Raw genomic sequence first — 18,653 nt, forward strand, 5'->3', positions numbered from 1 at the left:
CATGAAGTCGAACTTCTTAAAAGCCGCTCTTGGAGCGGCTTTTTTATTCTCAAGCCCCGCATTTTCTCAGTCCAAAGCTGAGACCTACAAAGATATTATCGAAAAAGCCTACAACTTGAGTTTACAGAAGGATCGCCAACAGGCGTTGAACATCCTTACTGCAGCAATTGCGCGTGAAACCCGTCCCGCTGCGCAGACGGAATTAAAAAAGGCTGCCTTGGACGTGGCCCATGTTTTCTTCAGCGATAAGGCTCAGCAGCTTTATGAAACTTCAATCTCTTTGAAGAAAACTGATCTAAATCAGGCTCTGGCAAAATTGAATGAGGCTCAAAGAATTGAGCCCGACAATCAGACTGTTCTGACGGAACTGGCTAGATTGCATGTGGCTAAAAACGACTGCTCTAACGCAATGGAAGTTTTGGCCAAACCGTTAAAAGTGATTTCTTTTGATGATGAGCTAAGACTTGCCAACGCTCAAAGTCAGGCATGTTCGGGTCAATGGATCGACTTTGCCAAAAACCCGGAAGCCTTGGACCCTAAGAAGTCCCCATATCAAAAATTTTGGATGATTCTTTCGGTTGAGCATCAACTGAAGCTGAAAAACGCCGCGAAAGCGAATGAGCTTGCGCAGAATCTGGTGAAACTTGATCCAAAGTATCCTGAAGCACATTATTGGACCTGGAAGACGTCTCAAGTATTGAAAAAGAGCAATGTCGAAGAGGCTCAGAAATATGTGATGGCCTGCAAAAACATTTCAGCGAGCCAGTATAGACAGTATATGATAGATCCCATGCTTTGTCGCCGAACCACAGAGGTTGAAGGCGAAATCAAGGGGATGAATGGAACCACTGAATAAATCCTTAATGCTAGTCATCGCCTGTGCATTTGTTGCAGGTTGCGGAGTAAAAGGGGCACCCCTTCCTCCGCTGACTCCACCACCACTGGGTCGTGGAGAACCGACTTACTCTGAAACCACTCGTAAAGAAAAACGTAAAACTCGCCCGGTTATAGAAACCAATGAGGACGAGGCGGATAGTATCGGAGATGCTCTGTGAATCCACTCTTGCCAGTTAGAATCACGAAAATGTCCGGGGCGGGAAACACCTTTGCCTTTATTGATGGACGCGGTCGTACTGACTGGAAGAAGATCGAAAGTGAGCTTGGGAAGTCCCGTGCAGAAATAGCGCAATTGGTTTGTGATCGAGTTTTGGGATTGGCTACTGACGGATTCATAATTATCGAGGACCCTTCCGAAGGATATGATTTCAATTGGGATTTTTATAACTCAGATGGATCGACTGCGGAAATGTGTGGGAATGCTGCCCGTTGCGCCGCTAGATACTGCTATGAACAACTGGATGAAAAAGAAATATCAAACATTCGCTTTAAAACCGGAGCGGGATTGGTTTCAGCCCAAATTCTGGGTAATGGAAAAATTCGCGTAAAGATGCCAGAAGCCCGCGTGATTCAGAATCCCATCGAACTGGAAACAAAATCCAGCTCTAAGGAAAAGTTTGTTCTGGTTAACACGGGTGTGCCCCATTTGGTTCAAAAGATTCATGAGTTTGTGGATTCAGTAAATTTAAAGGATCTAGCCAGAGAAATGCGCAATCACGAGGATCTTAAGCCCGCGGGAGCCAACGTTACTTTCTTCGCGGAGGATGTGCCCGGCAAAATCAAAGCCGTCACCTTTGAGCGCGGAGTTGAAGACTACACGCTAGCTTGTGGCACAGGCGCAGTCGCAGCAGCTTTTGTCAGCTCGCTGGAAAACAGTTTAAATGAAATTGAAGTACAGATGCCCGGAGGAGTGATGGAAGTCCACTTCTTTGCAAATGATGCAAAACCACTTTTGGTGGGTGATGCAGTATTCGTAGGTGACTTTCAATACAGCTCGGAGGCGGTTAAATGAAAAATTTTAAAGGAACATTCACGGCCCTGTTAACTCCATTTAAGAATGGAAAAATCGACTACCTATCCCTGGATAAAATGGTGACTCATCAACTTCAAAATGGCGTTGATGGTTTTGTTATCAATGGAACTACTGCGGAAAGCCCGACTCTTAATGATTCTGAAAAGCAGGAGCTTTTCAAACATGTTAGAAAGCTTGTGGGGACTTCTGTTCCATTGATTATGGGAACCGGCTCAAACGACACAGCGAAAACAATTGAAGATTCCAAGAAGGCTGAGGCCCTGGGCGCTGACGCCATTCTGGTTGTGGTCCCCTATTACAATAAACCACCTCAGCGTGGTTTGTATGCGCACTTTAAAGCTGTTGCAGAAGCCGTAAAGATACCAACAGTTCTTTACAATGTTCCGGGGCGTACTATCACCTCTTTGGCACCAGAAACAGTGAATGATTTGGCGAAAGTTTCCGGAGTCATTGGAATTAAGGAAGCTTCCGGTAAGATGGATATTGCTGAGCAGATTATAAAATCCTGCGGCAAAGACTTCGTTATGTTGTCCGGTGATGACGGGACTTACGTGGACTTTTTGAAGTGCGGTGGACACGGCGTGATTTCGGTGGCGACACACGTGATTCCGAAGCAGATGGTGCAGTGGAAGAAGTGGGTTCAGGATGGACAGGTTGAAAAAGCCCAAGAGGACATCAAGAGGTTCCTTCCGCTGATTGATCTGTTGTTTGTGGAAGCAAACCCAATCCCAGTGAAAAAAGCAGTTCAGTTGATGGGTTTGATTGATTCGGCTGAAATGCGTTTGCCGCTGATGGAGCTGGCTCCCGAACATACCGAGAAATTAAAGATGGAAATGAAGAAAATGGGAGTTTTGGCGTGAAGAAAATCAAGATCGGACTTGTCGGTGCAAATGGGCGCATGGGTCGCGAGATTGCAGAGGTCATTAACAATAATGGTTCCTGTGATGTTGTATACACTCTGGGACGCGATAAAAAAGTGGACCATGATCATGCATCCAAAGTTGATGTGTGGATTGATTTTTCGTCGCCGGAAGCTCTTTCTGATGTTTTGAAAATTGCTGAGCGCCACAAAAAACCGGTGGTTTGTGGTACGACGGGATTTACCACTAAGGAAAAGAATCAACTTGTAAAAGCCAGCAAGAACATTCCTGTTCTTTGGGCCTCAAACATGAGCATGGGCGTTGCTGTACTTAATGAAGCTTTGAAAATGTTCTCTTCGGTTTCCAACTTTGATTTTCAAATTGAGGAATTTCACCACATTCGCAAAAAAGACAAACCATCCGGAACTGCGATTACATTGCAGGAAAATCTGGAAAAAGCTGTTGGCAAAAAATGTCCGGAACCATTGGCTATTCGTGGCGGTGGGATTTTCGGAATTCATAAAGTTCACGCCATGAGTGATGAGGAAGTGATTACTTTTGAACATTCGGCGTTGAACAGAACCGTTTTTGCCAAAGGTGCAGTAACCGCCGCCTTATGGTTGGCTAAGCAAAAGAAACCGGGCCTTTACCAGATTCGCGACGTGTTGTTTGGTAAGTAGTATGTCAGGCGCCCTTCATAATTCTTTGATTTCGATCTCCCTGGATTTAATGGGCGGAGAAGAAAAATCCCGCGAGCTTCTGGGAAAGATATCGGAATGCGGAGAAATTATTGGAATTTCTTCGATCTACAAAAGATATACCAGTGATGCCCATAACGACCTCAGTGCACGAATCGAATTTGTCATTCGTTTTGAAACTGCAATGAGTGTGGAGCAGCATCTGCATCTGGTGCTGTCGTTGTGTGATGAGGGCTCGTCAGGTTTGGTACAAAGAAGCCAAGTTGAAATGATTCTTTTGGCCTATGACGAGACGATACTTATGTCACCAAGGCTGACACTGCCCTACCCTCAACTGCATACGGATCCATTGATTATCCGCTGTGCAGCAGAGGCCTGGGGTCAATATGAGCACCCAATTTATCAAAAAACCCTTAGTGAAATTTCAAAGACAGCAAGAACCGTAAGGGATGCAGAGTTCTATAAGCAGGGCAAAAGCCTTATTGATTTTTAGGTCTCAGCGACGTACAAATTTAAGGGTTCTTATTTGACCTTAAATTGGAGATTCCATGAAGTTTTTCATTGATACAGCGGATATTGAAGAGATTAAGCAAGCCAACCTGCGCGGTTGGGTTGACGGCGTAACTACTAACCCATCTTTGATCGCAAAATCCGGTCGTGATTTTCATACTGTGATCAAAGAAATCTGCAAAGAAATCTCTGGACCTGTTTCTGCAGAAGTTATCGGTTTGCAACACGAAGAAATGGTTCGTGAAGGTCGCGAGTTGGCAAAACTTGCTGACAATGTTGTGGTTAAAGTTCCAATGACTGAAGACGGTATGATCGCAGTTAAAAAATTCACTGCGGAAGGCATCAAGACAAACGTCACGTTGGTGTTCTCTCCACTTCAAGCTTTGTTAGCCGCCAAAGCCGGCGCTTCGATGGTTTCTCCATTCGTGGGTCGCTTGGACGACATTGGCACTGATGGCATGGCCATGGTTAATCAGGTTATCCAGATTTACCAAAACTACGACTTCGCGACTGAAGTCCTGGTTGCAAGCGTGCGCAGTCCAATGCACTTGCAGTTCGCAGCTGAAATGGGCGCTGATATCGCGACAATTCCATACAAAGTAATGCAACAAATGACTCATCATCCACTTACAGACAAAGGTATTAAACTGTTCATGGATGACTGGAACAAGGTTCAAAAGAAATAATGAAATCCCTGCTGATCACCTTATTACTTCCTCTATTCGTTATTGGCTGCCAAACAACAGGCGTTGTTTTGCGTGAAACGCCATTAAACGTCAGTGAAACTCGTAAGGTGATCGTGTCGGTTATCGGTGAAGTTCGCAGTATCAGTGAAAATGGCCGCGAGTTGTTTTCAAGGTACTACGATCGTCGAGGTAATCCGATTCAAAACATGGATATGGCAAAAGAGCGCTACTACAGCCACTTGATCGTCCTGGGTGATCGCCGTCCATATGACATTTCCGTGGACGTCCTGGTCGAGGCTAGGGATCAGGATGGCGGCTGGGATCTGGTGGACCACGACGACCAGAAAGCCGCTGTGCTGGCGGACAAGGTGAAAAAGGCTCTTAACCAAAGTCGTGACTCTCGCAACATCATTGACGACTTCCGTAGCTTCTAAATAGGATTTAAATAGGATCAAAGAATAGTCACGACGACTATTCAGCCAAGGAGAAGTACGTTGCAAGGAAAGCAACTTAAACGGTTTCTACCGTTTGCTGTGCTAGCGGGATGCTTTGCATGGTCAAGCCAGATAGGTGGCTTGAAGTACATTCCTATTTACGAAGGCCTCACGATTCGTGCACAGAAAAGCTCTCCTCCTCATATCGCATTCGAAGAATCTATCCGAGCAAATTCAAACTTCAGTGAGTGGCAGCGATTCGAAGCTATGATGCCAGTGGCATTGGGGGTCGAAAAAAAGTCCCCGGCGCTATTCGCACAAAGAGTGGTCCTCGCTGAGATGACCATTCAAAAGCAAGTTCAGTCATTGCCGACATCGACTTATGAGGCGATGCCGGTGGGTGCTGAGGTCGGTGCAAACGACGCTTGGATGACCGAGCTTTCCAACGCGCAAAAAAATCGTCTGCAGGCCGCGCAGATTCGTAATGATGTCTTAAATCAAAATTGGTCAGAACCATCGTTTGGTGAGATGGCAATGAATGCCCTGGAAAAATCCGGTGCAGTTAATTCCCAAGGACAAATTATTCAGTCCAGCCGCACGAACAATCCGACTGTGGTTGTGACGGGATCTCAAGGTCAGAAGGTGGATCAACCAAGAGTCAGCCGAGTGCCTGCATCAGAGAACCCGGAAACTGGTCACTCTTTTGTCGGTGGCAACTCTGGTGCATCTGAAGCAGCTGATGGTGTTCGTCGTATCGTAGGTCCGATCGAAATCACAGGTGGCTTGGCAGTAACGAATGAACATCACATTGAAGTAAGACGCAATGATGAGGGTGTTCTTAAAGAGTTGGGCCGCGTTGATTTGCAAAAAGGCACTTACAATATTGATGTGGAGCAAACTTCAGGGACTGTGGTTGCCAGACTTGTGAGTAAAGATGGCAAAACAATGGGTGAAGGCAGTTTCAGATTGAATCGCTTGGTTCCCGGCTCACAAAACTATCTTAGTGGACCCAAAATCAAAATTGAACCACATCCGGATTACTCTGTTGCGGTGTTGAGTGCCTACAACTCCACTGCCAAGGATGCAGCTCCAGGACAAACTCGTGTGACCTTTGTAAAAGGCGTCAGCGATGTAAAGGTCAATCGTGAAGGCATCGCCTCGATGGAAAATGTCACCAAGGGTTCTTCCACGGTGATGAGGGCCGCCGCTCCAAAGCATTTAGAAACCACCAACATTATCGTATCCGGTAAGGAGACTCGATCGACGCTCTATCCAGAGGCGATGGTTTCTGCATTGTTGGAAATTATGGCTTCTCAACGTCAGGAATCATACGAAGGCGCGCCAAGTTTAATCTGGGGCAAGGTTACCCTGGATGGTAAACCTGTGGCAGGTATTGATGTCGTGGTAGAGACAGCTCCTGATCTGAAGCCGGTCTACTTTAATCAATTCATGATTCCTGATCCTAAGTTGACCAAGACCAGTGAAAACGGTCTTTATGCTTTCGTTCAGGTTCCTTTCGGATTTCACTCCCTTTTGGCTACGCGTTCAGACTCCATCTTTGGTTATGTGAACGTTGTTTCTGAAGAAGGTGCCATTGCGCAAGGCGATCTCGAAGCGACAATGAAAATGGAATCGGTGCCGATGCGTGTGTTTGATGCATTTAATGGTGAGCCGATGCCGGCAACCATCACCATGCAATCCATTCCTGATGAAGTGAATGTGCCGACGGGTGTGGCAACGGTCAGTCTGCCCAACGTAAATCGTCTTGGATTGATGAGAGTTCACCCAGAAGGTGCCGACCATATTCCGGCCAGATACTTATATAACGACAACGATGAATTCGTGCACATTCCCCTGGTGCGCTGGGATTGGTTGCGCTCGATTAAGAATCACCTGAAAATCAGTGATACCCCGTCATCTGGTTTGATCGTTGGATTTGTCCCTGATGAGGATTTCGAAGTATTTCTTGCGGGATATGACAACTTCAATCCACAGGATATCGTGTACTTTGATATGCAGGGCCGTATTCTGCAAAATCGAAAAGGTGTTGCCGGTGGTGGTTTCGTTATTTACAACGCGCCAGAAGACACCCATGAAGTGGTAGTTACCGGAGCTCGCACGCAAAAGGTTTACTCCCGCGTGGTGCCGGTTGATGCGAACTCTTTGGCAGTTCTGAATTTCAGAGAGTAGAAAACTCCGTTACTTTTCTTTTAAAGAAATCCCCACGGTCTTCAAAAGACTTAAACTCATCCCAGCTTGTACCGCCCGGGCTAAGCAGAACTGTATCCGTAGGTTTAACCTTCGATAGAATATACTCAATCGCTTCATCTAGTTTTGCGTGGCTTTGACCAGGCAATCCTGATTTCTTTTGGGCGATCTCGCGACACTCTCCAAAGAATACAAACTCAGTGCGATTCATTTTTGAAAGCACTGACAGTTGCTCCCACGGCAGGTTTTTATCGCGACCACCCAGCAGCAGAAACAACGACCCGCCGTCGGTAAGAGTGTCGACGGCTGCTGTGGCAGCGATGATCACACTGTCCATGGCGGTGGCTTTGCTGTCGTTGATGAAGCGAACTCCCTTGATGAATCCCAGATTTTCAAGGCGGTGACTTAGGCCCTTGAATTCTTTCATTCCTTCAATGGCAGATGCCGGCCACCCGGCTTCTTTGCACAATGCTGTGGCCAGCGCAAGGTTGTCCTGATTGTGTTGCCCGATAAGTTGAGCTTTTTGCAATTGGAATGATTGCAGGTTTTGGTCATGCTTTGAAATTATCTTAAGCAGCGGTGTCGATGCTTTTCCTTTGGAGTACTCAATCAAATCTCCACCCTCGGAGTTCAGCAGCATCGCTTTTTTGGTGATTCCCAAAATATTCCATTTTGTCTGGTAGTAGTGTTCGATGCTGTCGTAACGTTCAAGGTGATTTGAAGTAAAATAGGTAATTGCAGAATAATCCAATTCCAAACCGGCACAGTTTTCCAATTGATAGCTGGAAAGTTCAAGCACAACCCAGTCAGCAGCGGGACGCTTTTTTTCAACGACGTCTGCCGCATAAGTTGAAAACGGGGTCCCCAGGTTGCCGCCCACAAAACCTGTTTTTGAGAAAGCTTCCAGCCCTGCCTGTAACAAGGAAACCGTAGTGCTTTTGCCGACGGAGCCTGTAACACCAATCAATTTTTCGGTGTTTAAGCAGGAGCAGGCCAGGGAAATTTCGCTGGTAACTGTGACGCCTTGAAGTTGTGCGTTTTTGATCCAAGTCGAGGACAGGGGAACACCAGGGGAAACCACGAGAGTTTCAGGCTTCCCTTCAGACATGAGTTTATTAGCATCCTTAAAGTCTGCTGAATCCAATTTTCCATCGAAGGTCAGGATGTCAGTAGGTCGAATTCCACTGGCAATGAGAAGTCGCTTTGCTGCGTCTCCGCTCTTTCCCATACCGACTACTGCAATTGGTGCTTTCAGGTTCTTGATATATTGGCTCATCTGGCAGATAGTATTATCAGGAGGCAGGTTTGCCCACTTCTTTTTTTGCACATCCAAAGGCTGATTTTAAATCGGCGCAATATACTGCAATCATTAGCGATCTGCATCTTACAGAGGCCGAGCCGGTTAACTTGCGCTTTCCATTATGGAAAAAATTTAAGACTCGCCAGTTCTTTTATGATGATGTTTTTGAAACATTCTTAAAGCACATCGAAGGAAGAGCTCAGGGAAACCCTGTTGAGCTGATTCTTAACGGTGACATCTTCGATTTTGACAGCGTACTGAATTTGCCTGATCAACCGGTGTTTCATGTCAGCTGGATTGAAAAACATCGTGGTCTTCAACCGCGATCGGAAAGATCCCGCCACAAAATTGAAGTGATTTTGCAGGATCACATGGCGTTCGTCAGATCTTTGCGAGAGTTCATCCTGCGTGGGAATCGTGCGGTGTTTGTTATTGGCAATCACGATCTTGAGCTCCACTTCATGGAGGTTCAGGACGAGATCATGCGCCATCTGAACTTGCCAGAGGATAAGCGCGAAGAAGTTCGCTTTGTTGAGTGGTTCTATATCAGCAATCAGGACACTTTGATCGAGCATGGCAATCAATACGACCCGTATTGTATGTGTGAAGATCCCGTGAACCCATTTGTGCGCGGCTATAATTACGTGGCACTAAAACTTCCATTCGGAAATCTTGCATGTCGGTACATTTCAAATGGAATGGGTTTCTTCAATCCCCATGTTGATACCAACTACATTATGACGTTGAAGGAATACATCTTGTTCTTCTTCAAGTATATTTGGAAAGCCCAACCAGGCTTGGTGTGGACTTGGTTCTGGGGATCTGTAGCAACTCTGGTCCATTCGTTCTTTGACCGTTTGTCGGCGCCAATTCGAAATCCCCTAAGGATTGAGGATCGCATCGAAGTTATTGCCGAGAAGGCAAATGCAGAACCCCGTATGGTGCGTGAACTTAAGGAACTCTTTGTTGCTCCTGCGGCCAGTGAACCAATGTTGTTGGCACGAGAACTGTGGCTAGATCGCGCCTTTATTGTGTTTATTGCGTTCTTTTTGATCTTTCAGTTGATGACCTTTATTCGGTCTGTTTATGAAATTTCGATTTTTTGGGCGTTTATTCCCTTATTTGTACTTTTGCCGTTCTTTTTGTTTTACAGCAAATCTGTAACTTCTTTGGTATCCAGCTACAAGGAGCCTGATGATCGTGTGCTTGCGATGGCGAGTGCAATTACTAAGGTAAAACGGATCGTTTACGGTCATACTCACCATGTCAGACACGAGATTATCGGTTCGGTGGAACATCTGAACAGTGGATGCTGGTCCCCGGCTTTCTTGGATGTTGAGTGTACGAAGCCTTTGGATCAAAAAACATTTGTGTGGATATCGCCTGGAGAACATAGCGGCAGACAAGCCGAGCTATGCAAATTCGTCGATGGCGGATCAGAAGTAATGATGGGTTCAAACCGGGGCGCATAACGGCATGGGATGTTGCGCCGCAAAAACGGATTTCCCATTGTCAATTATAGGTCCCATATGCAAACCTTTTACTGTTCAATTTTCAACTAAGGATGGAGAGTTAACATGGCAGAAGTACTTGTTGTAACTAGCAAAGTAAAAAAACTTATCAAAGAAAAAGGCGGCATGAACACTTCTGCTGAAACTATCGACGTTCTCAGCAAAGCTATCGAGCAACTTTGCCTAAAAGGCGTTGAATCTGCAAAAGCAGATGGCCGTAAAACAGTTATGGCTCGCGATATCGTTATCGATCACCTTTAATTTTTAAATTAAAGATGAAAACAAAAAACCCACGGTGAAGACTGTGGGTTTTTTGTTTTTACTAGAGCATCTTTTGCAAATCTTCCCAAGAGATGATCTTTACACCCAGACTTTGCGCTTTATCCACTTTCGATCCCGGATCATCACCGACGACAAGATAACTAAGTTTTGATGAGACTGAGCTAAGAATCTTTCCACCATTCTTTTCGATTACATCTTTAGCATCGTCACGCTTCACTGGCAAAGTGCCCGTGATCAGGAAACTCATTCCTGACAAAGCTCCCTCGGTTGATCGCACAGGATTGGAAATATCCACGCCGAGCTTCAACATCTCATGAACTTCATTCACCAGTTTTTTGTTGGAAGTCCATTCGCGTATTGATGTCGCAACCTTTGGACCGATCTCGGGAACTTGCAGTAGCTCTTCCTCGGAGGCCTTCAGGAAGTTTTCAATGTTTACAAAATGATCTGCCAGCAATTTTGCAGTCTGTTCGCCCACGAAGCGTATACCAAGTGCAAATATAAAACGCGCCAGCGCAGGCTTCTTGCTGTTCTCAATGCTGTTGATAATATTCTCGGCGGATTTGTCACCTTGTCGATCAAGAGAAAGAATGTCCTCTTTTTTTAGTCGATAAAAGTCAGAGAACGCTGTCAGCATCTTATTGTCGACCAAGGTTTCAATTAAACGGTCACCAATTTTATCCAGGTTCATGGCGCGTCTGCCGACAAAATGCTTAAGTGATTCTTTTACCATCGCGATACAAAGTGGATTCGTACAGCGCGTGACGACTTCGCCTTCAGCTTTGTGTGCGGGAGATCCGCATGCCGGGCAGTTTGCAGGAATTAAGAATGGCTTGCTGTCTTTTGGACGTTTCTCAAGAACAACGGCAACCACTTCTGGAATCACGTCGCCAGCACGTTGAATGACTACTGTATCACCCACCCGAACATCCTTGCGATCGATTTCGTCTTGATTATGCAAAGTGGAGTTGGTGACTGTCACGCCACCCACTTTAACAGGTGTCATGATCGCAACAGGAGTCAGTGCGCCTGTTCTGCCAACTTGAATGGCGATGTTTTCGATTACCGTTGTCGCTTGTTCAGGTTTGAACTTTGCAGCCGTGGCCCAGCGCGGGCTTCTGGCAACCATTCCCAAGTCATCTTGTTGTCTGATTGAGTTTACTTTAATGACGACGCCATCGATATCAAAGGGTAAGGACGAACGTACTTTTTCAATGTGATGATAATACTCAACGACTTCCTGGGGTCCGCGACAAACGCGAACCAAGTCAGGATTGGCCTTAATAGCCGTGGGGATTCCGTGATCAGCAAAATAGTTTTGAATATTTTCCTGAGTGTCGAAGGTCCTTCCCTCAACCAAGCCCAATGCATATCCAAAAAACTTTAGAGGTCGGGAGGCAGCTATCTTGGAATCCAGTTGGCGCATGGATCCGGCAGCAGCATTTCTGGGATTTGCGAAAGTGGGTTGCCCGTTCTCTTGTTGAGTATCATTAAGTTCAGCGAAATCTTTTTTAAAGATCAGAACTTCACCGCGAACTTCAAGAATTTCCGGTGCGTTCTTAATTTTCAAGGGGATGCTTTTAATCGTCTTGATATTCTCGGTAACATCTTCTCCGACGGCGCCGTCACCGCGGGTTAGGGCGCGAACCAATTGTCCACTTTCATAGATGATCTCCATGGACAGTCCATCGAATTTAAGCTCGCAGAAGTATTCGACATCTTTGTCAGAGCTCAAAAACTTTTTAACGCGTTCGTCGAAATCAAAGATATCTTCCGGAGAATAGCTATTTGCCAAAGATAGCATTGGCATTCTGTGTGGCGCTTTGGCGAAGCTCTCCAGCACCTTGCCGCCCACTCGTTGGCTGGGAGAATCAGAAAGGTCCAAACCCTTGGTAGCCTTTTCAAGGTTTAGTAGCTCGTCAAAGATTTGATCATACTCGTAGTCAGTGATCGATGGGCGATCCATGACATAGTAGTTGTAGTCGTGTTCAGTGATGATTTTCTTAAGCTCTTCGTGGCGTTTCTTTGACATACGGCGGACTCTATCACGAGCAAGTTATTTGAATCACGCAATTGCGCGCCTCCTGCGGCGCTCCAAGGTCCAGCCCGGGATTCGCTTGGTGACTGACAGTCACGGAATGTTTTATTCTTCATTCTGGAATTGCTCCCAAAGGAGACTGTTGTGATCGATAAAAAATCCATCGAACATATTGCCAAGCTGGCGCGTCTGGAAATCACCGAGAATGAAGCGACTGAGTTCAGTCAGCAGATGGAAAAAATCCTGCTTAATTTCAAAAAAATTGAAAATATCAATACAACAGGTGTGGAACCAATGATCACACCAACTGATATCGAAGCCTACTGGCGCGAAGATGAAGTTGTGCAAAACTACAAGGCTGAAGACATAATTGCCAATGCACCTGAACATGCTGGCAACCTATTCAAAGTTCCACCAGTGGTTTAGGAGATAATTTTCGTGGATTTAACATTTGCCTCATTCAGTGAAATATCTGAAGCCGTAAAATTGAAGAAGGTCAGCGCTCAGGAAGTGGCAAAGCACTTTCAAACCAGAATCACAACTCTGAACCCGACCCTAAATGCCTTTACCACTGTGAATGAAGAAGCCCTGAAGGATGCCGCGGCCACTGATGTCCGCATTGCCAAGGGTGAGGACGTGGGGCCGTTGGCGGGTGTTCCATTTGGAATTAAGGAAATGCTTTGTACAAAGAATCTGAAGACCACCGCTTGCTCCAAGATTCTTAGCAACTTTGTTCCGCCCTACGATGCCACGGTTGTGGCGCGACTAAAGAAATCCGGCGTAACCGTTATGGGAAAATTAAATCAGGATGAGTTCGCAATGGGATCGTCCAATGAAACCTCCTATTACGGTGCGGTTAAAAATCCTTGGGATGTGACTCGGGTTCCCGGGGGATCTTCGGGTGGTTCCGCAGCAGCTCAGTCAGCGCGTTTGGTCGCTGGCGCAATTGGAACCGATACAGGCGGATCGATTCGCCAGCCTGCAAGCTTTTGCGGAGTTGTGGGAGTTAAGCCCACATATGGAAGAATCAGTCGTTACGGAATTATCGCATTTGCCTCGTCATTGGATCAAGCAGGCCCCATGGTTAGCAGTGTGAAAGATGCAGCCTTAACTCTTGAGGTGATTTCCGGTCATGATCCGATGGACTCAACCTCTTCGCAGAAGGTTGTTCCTGCCTGGAGCAAGAATCTCTCTGCTGATATGAAGGGTCTGAAAGTCGGTGTCATTAAAGAGTATCTGAATAGCGGCGTTGATGCAGATACGGAAAAGACCTTTAACGGAGCGCTGGAAGCACTTAAAAAAATGGGTGCCGAGGTTGTTGAAGTTTCTGTCAGTATGTCCGAATTTGCAGTTCCGATTTACTATTTGATTGCGACCAGCGAAGCATCATCGAATCTGGCTCGCTATGATGGTATTCGTTACGGCTACCGTGCTGATTTTCCAAGTCTGTCGGGTGTTGAGCTGGAGAACTTTTACGGAAAAACTCGTGGTGAAGGATTTGGCTCGGAAGTAAAGCGCAGAATTATGCTGGGAACGTATTGCCTTTCAAGTGGCTACTATGATGCCTACTATAATAAGGCTGGGCAGGTTCGCCGTATGCTCACTGAGCAATATCTTGCCGCGTTCAAGAGCTGCGACGTGATTCTGAGTCCGGTCACGGCATCGCCGGCGTTTAAGGTGGGCGAACTGATTTCGGATCCTTTAACAATGTATTTGAATGATATCTTCACGACTTCCACAAATCTTGCGGGACTGCCGGGGATGAGCGTGCCATTTGGGTTGTCATCCCAAGGCCTTCCCATCGGAGTGCAAGTGACGGCAAATCACTTTGATGAGCAACACATGCTAAATGTTGGATTTGCATTGGAATCCGTTTCGCCAGTCAAAGGAAGCAAACCCCATGTCATATAGAGGCTATGAGCCCGTCATCGGGATTGAAATACATGTTCAGTTGAAAACAGACAGTAAGATGTTCTGTGCGGACGCCACCAATTTTGATGCCGGTGACAATGAAAATGTTTCTCCGGTCAGCGCCGGTATGCCAGGCACTTTGCCGGTGGTAAATAAACGCGCCGTTGAGTTCGGGATCAAAACCGGGCTGGCGTTGGGATGCACGATTCGCAAGAAGTCAGTTTTTGCGCGAAAGAACTATTTTTACCCTGACATGCCGAAGGGATATCAAATTTCTCAGTATGACCAGCCCATCTGTGAAAACGGATCAGTCACTTTCAAAGTGAACGGTGTGGAAAAAACTGTGAATATCGCCAGAGCCCATCTTGAAGAGGATGCCGGGAAGTCGAACCACAGTGGGGCGCACACGCTAATCAATCTAAATCGTGCTGGCATACCATTACTGGAAGTTGTCACCGGGCCTGACCTGCGCTCACCGGCTGAAGCTGCGGAATATGGCCGTACGATCCGTCAGATAGTTCGCTATCTTGATGTATGTGACGGGAATCTTGAAGAGGGTTCCATGCGTTGTGACTGCAATGTCTCCGTTCGCAAAATCGGAGCCCCAGCGTTTGGCACCAAGGTCGAAATCAAGAATGTAAACTCTTTCCGTTTCGTGGAAAAAGCCATCGAGTATGAAATCGAACGACAAATCGATGAACTTGAGCGTGGTGGAAAAATCCTTCAGGAAACCAGACTGTGGGATCCTGATAAAAATCGCACCTTTGCCATGCGCTCCAAGGAAGATGCCCAGGACTATCGCTATTTCCCGGATCCGGATCTGTTGCCAGTGATGGTCACTGATAATTGGATTGCTAAAATCAAAGGTGAGCTTCCAGAGCTTCCTATCGCCCGCGCCAAAAGATTTCAGGAGCAGCACGGACTTCCGGAATACGATGCCCAGGTTTTAACGATCGAAAAATCCGTTGCTGATTACTATGAAGCTGTGGCGGATGTTTGTAAAAATCCGAAATCATCATCAAACTGGATTATGTCAGAATTAATGCGTGAGTTGAATTCCGTGAACATGCCAATTGAAAAATCACCGATTAAGCCGCAACAGCTGGGTAAGATGATCACATTGATTGATGCGGGCACCATTTCCGGAAAAATCGCCAAAACAGTCTTTCAGGAAATGTGGAGCAGTTCCAAAGATCCGGAAACTGTTGTGAAGGAAAAAGGCCTGGTGCAGATAACAGATTCAGCTGCGATTGAAAAAATAGTTGATGAAGTTTTGGCGGGCAACCAACAGGCTGTCGATGATCATAGAACCGGTAAAAAGAAAAATCTGTTTGGATTCTTTGTTGGTGCCGTGATGAAGGCGTCAAAAGGTCAGGCAAATCCTGATATCGTTAACAAGATACTATTGGAGAAGTTGAAGTAATGAAAGTTGCAGCTCTTGATTTGGGTACGAACACATTCCTATGCCTGATTGCCGAAGGCGGTCCGAATGGTATAGCCAAGGTTCACAAAGACTTGGTCGAAGTGGTCCGCTTGGGACAGGATGTAGACAAAACAGGTATGCTTCATCCCGAGGCTCTGGTGCGTGCACGAAAATGCCTTGGCGAATTTAAAAAAGAAATCGACAAGCATGGTGTGGATCGCATTCTGGCAATGGCAACTTCTGCAGCTCGCGATGCAAGTAACGGCCAGGAGCTATTTGATATCGGGAAGGAATTGGGAATTCCGATTGAGGTTATTCCTGGAGAGGATGAGGCACGAATCAGCTATCAGGGTGCAACGGGCGGAATCATTGACACTACGACAACCAAACTTGTCGTGGATGTTGGTGGTGGCTCGACTGAGTTCATCGTGGGCCATGGCGAAAAAATTCTTTTTGGACAAAGCCTTGATATGGGCGGAGTTCGCCTGACCGAAAGGTTTGTCACTCAACAACCCGTTCCCCAGAATGAGCAAAAGAATCTCAATGACTATATATATAGTGAGTTGCAGAAGGTTCTTCCAGAAATCTTGCGAAACCCACTGGATCAGATTCTGGCAGTTGCAGGAACCCCGACTTCGATCGTGGCGATTGAAGTCGGAGGGTTTGATGAAAAGAAAGTTGATAACTATTTTCTAACCGTAGAACGGTTGCAGTACTGGGTGGATACGTTTGCCCAAACTTCTGTCGAGGAAAAGAAAAGTAAATATCAACTGGGTGGTCGCGCCGATATTATTTATGCCGGTGCATCGATTTTATTAAATACGGTCAAAGCCCTGGGCATGACTGGTCTTGTGGTATCCACCAAAGGAGTAAGATATGGCGTCGCACTTGAGATGCTTCGTTCTGGCAATCCTGCTTAGCTTTGCTGTTGTTGCTAATGCTTCTGATGTGGCATTTCCGAAGAAGAAAGTAGTCGTCGGCGGCAAGACTCTTACCGTTGAGGTGGCAACGACAGTTGAGCAACAGGCTCAAGGTCTGATGAGTCGAGCACATCTTGGTCCGGATGAAGGAATGCTTTTCGTTTTCTCCAATGAGGAAACTCGTTTCTTCTGGATGAAGAATACGTTGATAGATTTGTCGATTGGCTTTTTTAATAAGGACGGCAAGTTAATTGACATACAGGAAATGAAGTCCGGCAAAGGTCTAGCAGATACGGCTTTGCCGTCGTACGCGAGTTCAAATCCGGCGAAATATGCATTAGAAATGAATAAAGGCTGGTTTGAGAAAAACAAAATCAAGGTTGGAGCCAAGTTAAAAATCAACCCATAGTCCAGTGAAAAGATAAACAATTGCCAGCATTCTATACTTGGCTTTAGATTGATATTAACGATTGATTGAAACAGTATGTTTCGTAGCATCACTCAAGGACGAAAAATGATGAAAAGACTCGTTATACTACTCGCTTGTTTCGGATTGGTTGCTAACCTTAGTGCCTGCAGCCTGTTTAGCAAGGATTCCTCTTCAGGAGAAGAAGTTACATCTGACTTTGATTCTGCTGATTTGGAAAAACTAGAAGGCGATCAAGCACTGGATACTGGAATCGAAGGTGAAGGCGCAGTTGCTTCTTCCGACCAACTTCCAGAAGATGCTCTTGGCGAAACACAACCAGACATGGCAGCAGCACCAAGCGATATGCCTGCTGAAGCTCCTGCAGAACCTCAAATTGCTGAACTTCCTGCAGATCCATTTGCTCCACAACCGGATGCACCGGCAGATATGCCAACTGATACTGCAGCGTCTTCAGTGCCAGAGCCGACAATGCCTGATACTGCTTCTTCAATGTCAGAGCCAACAAATACGGCTTCAACTACATATGTTGACGAACCTTCTGAACCAGCTCCTGCGAAAGTATCCACTCCATTGCAAAAAGTTGCGACGGCTCCTTGGCAGGTTGGGAAAACTTGGTACAACACAGTTTACTTTGCCCGCCCAGGTGATTCTCTTAAGAGCATCAGCAACATGATCTATGGTAATGGCAAAAAAGTTGGCGAACTTAAAAAGGGCAATCCGACTCTTGCTTCCCGCGGTGTAAAACCAGGTGATAAAGTTTATTACAACTCGCCTCACCGTTCTGACGACTCTGGTCGTTTGATCACTTACTACGAAGACAATGGCGTACAACCTGAAGTTTACACAGCTAAAGAAGGCGACAACATCAGAGCAGTTTCCAAAGATCTTTTGGGTTATGACAGCGCATGGAAAGAAGTTTGGGCAAGCAACTCTGTTGAATCCAAACAAGAAATCCCAGCGGGCACTCAATTGCAATACTGGAAAGGTGGCCAAGTTGCTGCAGCTCCAGCTCAGCAGCAAGAGGTAGCGGCAGCTGCTCCAGCAGAAATGCCGGAAGCTCCTGCAATGCCAGAGGCTCCACCGATGCCAGAAGCTCCTCCACAACAGGCAGCTGCTGATATCCCGCCTCCACCACAAGACATGATGGCTCCACCAGTACCAGACGCGCAGATGGCTCCTCCACCTCCACCGCCAGAAATGGCTCAGGATATGGCGCCACCTCCACCTCCGCCACCAATGCCAGCTATGAATCCTCCAACGCCGCCGCAAGACGAAGTTGCAGGAACGGGCGCAATGGACAACGACACGACAATGGCTTTGGGTGTAGTTGGTTTGGCAGCAGCGGGTCTTGCAATCTTGATCGTGATGAGAAAGAAACGCAGACAGCGTGAGCTTGAGCAACAGTCTATGGACAACACTCACGTAGGTACGTAGTCGAGTCTGAGATTAGAAATTGAAAATGGATTAAAAGAAAAGAGCCCGCTTTATCAGCGGGCTCTTTTTATTTAGTTA

At 46.4% G+C, this 18,653-nt stretch carries 19 protein-coding genes; 17 read left to right on the top strand and 2 right to left on the bottom strand.

Annotation, left to right across the window (positions count from 1 at the left end):
• Position 1: 1 nt before the first annotated feature.
• The 9 genes from ACLVWR_RS06630 (at position 2) to ACLVWR_RS06670 (ending at position 7,308) form a co-directional block, all read left to right on the top strand.
• On the top strand, positions 2 to 856 hold the full coding sequence (locus tag ACLVWR_RS06630; RefSeq protein ID WP_413583064.1) for a hypothetical protein: 855 nt from the start codon (positions 2 to 4) through the stop codon (positions 854 to 856).
• Positions 840 to 1,055, top strand: coding sequence for a hypothetical protein (locus tag ACLVWR_RS06635; RefSeq protein WP_413583065.1), 216 nt, complete (start codon positions 840 to 842; stop codon positions 1,053 to 1,055). The genes ACLVWR_RS06630 and ACLVWR_RS06635 overlap by 17 nt, the downstream gene beginning before the upstream one ends.
• Positions 1,052 to 1,909 carry a diaminopimelate epimerase gene (gene dapF / locus ACLVWR_RS06640; protein ID WP_413583066.1) on the top strand — a complete coding sequence of 286 codons (858 nt, stop codon included), beginning with the start codon at positions 1,052 to 1,054 and terminating at the stop codon, positions 1,907 to 1,909. Before ACLVWR_RS06635 ends, dapF begins: the two co-directional genes overlap by 4 nt.
• Positions 1,906 to 2,790 (top strand): 4-hydroxy-tetrahydrodipicolinate synthase, encoded by an 885-nt coding sequence (gene dapA / locus ACLVWR_RS06645; RefSeq protein ID WP_413583067.1) that lies wholly within the window; start codon positions 1,906 to 1,908, stop codon positions 2,788 to 2,790. The genes dapF and dapA overlap by 4 nt, the downstream gene beginning before the upstream one ends.
• Positions 2,787 to 3,470 (top strand): 4-hydroxy-tetrahydrodipicolinate reductase, encoded by a 684-nt coding sequence (locus ACLVWR_RS06650; protein ID WP_413583068.1) that lies wholly within the window; start codon positions 2,787 to 2,789, stop codon positions 3,468 to 3,470. The genes dapA and ACLVWR_RS06650 overlap by 4 nt, the downstream gene beginning before the upstream one ends.
• Position 3,471: 1 nt before the next feature.
• A complete protein-coding gene (locus tag ACLVWR_RS06655) occupies positions 3,472 to 3,981 on the top strand; it encodes a hypothetical protein (protein WP_413583069.1) in 510 nt (169 codons plus the stop codon).
• A gap of 55 nt (positions 3,982 to 4,036) precedes the next feature.
• Positions 4,037 to 4,684 (top strand): fructose-6-phosphate aldolase, encoded by a 648-nt coding sequence (gene fsa, locus ACLVWR_RS06660; RefSeq protein ID WP_340598228.1) that lies wholly within the window; start codon positions 4,037 to 4,039, stop codon positions 4,682 to 4,684.
• Entirely contained in the window at positions 4,684 to 5,118 is a 435-nt protein-coding gene (locus ACLVWR_RS06665; protein ID WP_413583070.1) for a hypothetical protein, read from the top strand. Before fsa ends, ACLVWR_RS06665 begins: the two co-directional genes overlap by 1 nt.
• A gap of 141 nt (positions 5,119 to 5,259) precedes the next feature.
• A complete protein-coding gene (locus tag ACLVWR_RS06670; protein WP_413583071.1) occupies positions 5,260 to 7,308 on the top strand; it encodes a hypothetical protein in 2,049 nt (682 codons plus the stop codon).
• Here the strand turns inward: ACLVWR_RS06670 and murD are convergent.
• Positions 7,298 to 8,554 (bottom strand): UDP-N-acetylmuramoyl-L-alanine--D-glutamate ligase, encoded by a 1,257-nt coding sequence (gene murD, locus ACLVWR_RS06675; protein WP_413583072.1) that lies wholly within the window; start codon positions 8,552 to 8,554, stop codon positions 7,298 to 7,300. The two genes, ACLVWR_RS06670 and murD, sit on opposite strands and share 11 nt — an antisense overlap.
• 77 nt (positions 8,555 to 8,631) lie before the next feature.
• Here murD and ACLVWR_RS06680 point away from each other — a divergent pair, with 77 nt between their 5' ends.
• The gene (locus tag ACLVWR_RS06680) at positions 8,632 to 10,098 is read left to right on the top strand and encodes a metallophosphoesterase (protein ID WP_413583073.1); all 1,467 of its coding nucleotides are present in this window, start codon (positions 8,632 to 8,634) and stop codon (positions 10,096 to 10,098) included.
• A 105-nt stretch (positions 10,099 to 10,203) separates the two neighbouring features.
• Entirely contained in the window at positions 10,204 to 10,398 is a 195-nt protein-coding gene (locus ACLVWR_RS06685; RefSeq protein ID WP_142698475.1) for a histone-like protein, read from the top strand.
• 61 nt (positions 10,399 to 10,459) lie between these two features.
• Here ACLVWR_RS06685 and ligA read toward each other — a convergent pair whose 3' ends face one another.
• Positions 10,460 to 12,451: an NAD-dependent DNA ligase LigA gene (ligA, locus tag ACLVWR_RS06690; RefSeq protein WP_413583074.1), complete on the bottom strand. Its 1,992-nt coding sequence runs from the start codon at positions 12,449 to 12,451 to the stop codon at positions 10,460 to 10,462.
• A 150-nt stretch (positions 12,452 to 12,601) separates the two neighbouring features.
• Between ligA and gatC the strand changes: the two genes are divergently transcribed.
• The 6 genes from gatC (at position 12,602) to ACLVWR_RS06720 (ending at position 18,575) form a co-directional block, all read left to right on the top strand.
• Positions 12,602 to 12,883: an Asp-tRNA(Asn)/Glu-tRNA(Gln) amidotransferase subunit GatC gene (gene gatC / locus ACLVWR_RS06695; RefSeq protein ID WP_413583075.1), complete on the top strand. Its 282-nt coding sequence runs from the start codon at positions 12,602 to 12,604 to the stop codon at positions 12,881 to 12,883.
• Positions 12,884 to 12,895: 12 nt separating this feature from the next.
• Positions 12,896 to 14,368: an Asp-tRNA(Asn)/Glu-tRNA(Gln) amidotransferase subunit GatA gene (gatA, locus tag ACLVWR_RS06700; RefSeq protein WP_413583076.1), complete on the top strand. Its 1,473-nt coding sequence runs from the start codon at positions 12,896 to 12,898 to the stop codon at positions 14,366 to 14,368.
• Positions 14,358 to 15,791, top strand: a complete 1,434-nt coding sequence (gene gatB, locus ACLVWR_RS06705; RefSeq protein ID WP_413583077.1) for an Asp-tRNA(Asn)/Glu-tRNA(Gln) amidotransferase subunit GatB — start codon at positions 14,358 to 14,360, stop codon at positions 15,789 to 15,791. The genes gatA and gatB overlap by 11 nt, the downstream gene beginning before the upstream one ends.
• Positions 15,791 to 16,711, top strand: a complete 921-nt coding sequence (locus ACLVWR_RS06710; RefSeq protein ID WP_413583078.1) for a Ppx/GppA family phosphatase — start codon at positions 15,791 to 15,793, stop codon at positions 16,709 to 16,711. Before gatB ends, ACLVWR_RS06710 begins: the two co-directional genes overlap by 1 nt.
• Positions 16,668 to 17,120, top strand: a complete 453-nt coding sequence (locus ACLVWR_RS06715) for a DUF192 domain-containing protein (RefSeq protein WP_413583079.1) — start codon at positions 16,668 to 16,670, stop codon at positions 17,118 to 17,120. The genes ACLVWR_RS06710 and ACLVWR_RS06715 overlap by 44 nt, the downstream gene beginning before the upstream one ends.
• A gap of 105 nt (positions 17,121 to 17,225) precedes the next feature.
• On the top strand, positions 17,226 to 18,575 hold the full coding sequence (locus ACLVWR_RS06720; protein WP_413583080.1) for a LysM peptidoglycan-binding domain-containing protein: 1,350 nt from the start codon (positions 17,226 to 17,228) through the stop codon (positions 18,573 to 18,575).
• Positions 18,576 to 18,653 lie beyond the last annotated feature (78 nt).

The organism is Bdellovibrio sp. HCB288 (assembly GCF_047305935.1).
Classification (GTDB): domain Bacteria; phylum Bdellovibrionota; class Bdellovibrionia; order Bdellovibrionales; family Bdellovibrionaceae; genus Bdellovibrio.

Coding starts and splice junctions, on each gene's coding strand:
- ACLVWR_RS06630 (WP_413583064.1), top strand. CDS start 2: ATGAAGTCGAACTTCTTAAAAGCCGCTCTTGGAGCGGCTTTTTTATTC.
- ACLVWR_RS06635 (WP_413583065.1), top strand. CDS start 840: ATGGAACCACTGAATAAATCCTTAATGCTAGTCATCGCCTGTGCATTT.
- dapA (WP_413583067.1), top strand. CDS start 1,906: ATGAAAAATTTTAAAGGAACATTCACGGCCCTGTTAACTCCATTTAAG.
- ACLVWR_RS06655 (WP_413583069.1), top strand. CDS start 3,472: ATGTCAGGCGCCCTTCATAATTCTTTGATTTCGATCTCCCTGGATTTA.
- fsa (WP_340598228.1), top strand. CDS start 4,037: ATGAAGTTTTTCATTGATACAGCGGATATTGAAGAGATTAAGCAAGCC.
- ACLVWR_RS06665 (WP_413583070.1), top strand. CDS start 4,684: ATGAAATCCCTGCTGATCACCTTATTACTTCCTCTATTCGTTATTGGC.
- murD (WP_413583072.1), bottom strand. CDS start 8,554: ATGGGAAAGAGCGGAGACGCAGCAAAGCGACTTCTCATTGCCAGTGGA.
- ACLVWR_RS06685 (WP_142698475.1), top strand. CDS start 10,204: ATGGCAGAAGTACTTGTTGTAACTAGCAAAGTAAAAAAACTTATCAAA.
- ligA (WP_413583074.1), bottom strand. CDS start 12,451: ATGTCAAAGAAACGCCACGAAGAGCTTAAGAAAATCATCACTGAACAC.
- gatB (WP_413583077.1), top strand. CDS start 14,358: ATGTCATATAGAGGCTATGAGCCCGTCATCGGGATTGAAATACATGTT.
- ACLVWR_RS06710 (WP_413583078.1), top strand. CDS start 15,791: ATGAAAGTTGCAGCTCTTGATTTGGGTACGAACACATTCCTATGCCTG.
- ACLVWR_RS06715 (WP_413583079.1), top strand. CDS start 16,668: ATGGCGTCGCACTTGAGATGCTTCGTTCTGGCAATCCTGCTTAGCTTT.
- ACLVWR_RS06720 (WP_413583080.1), top strand. CDS start 17,226: ATGATGAAAAGACTCGTTATACTACTCGCTTGTTTCGGATTGGTTGCT.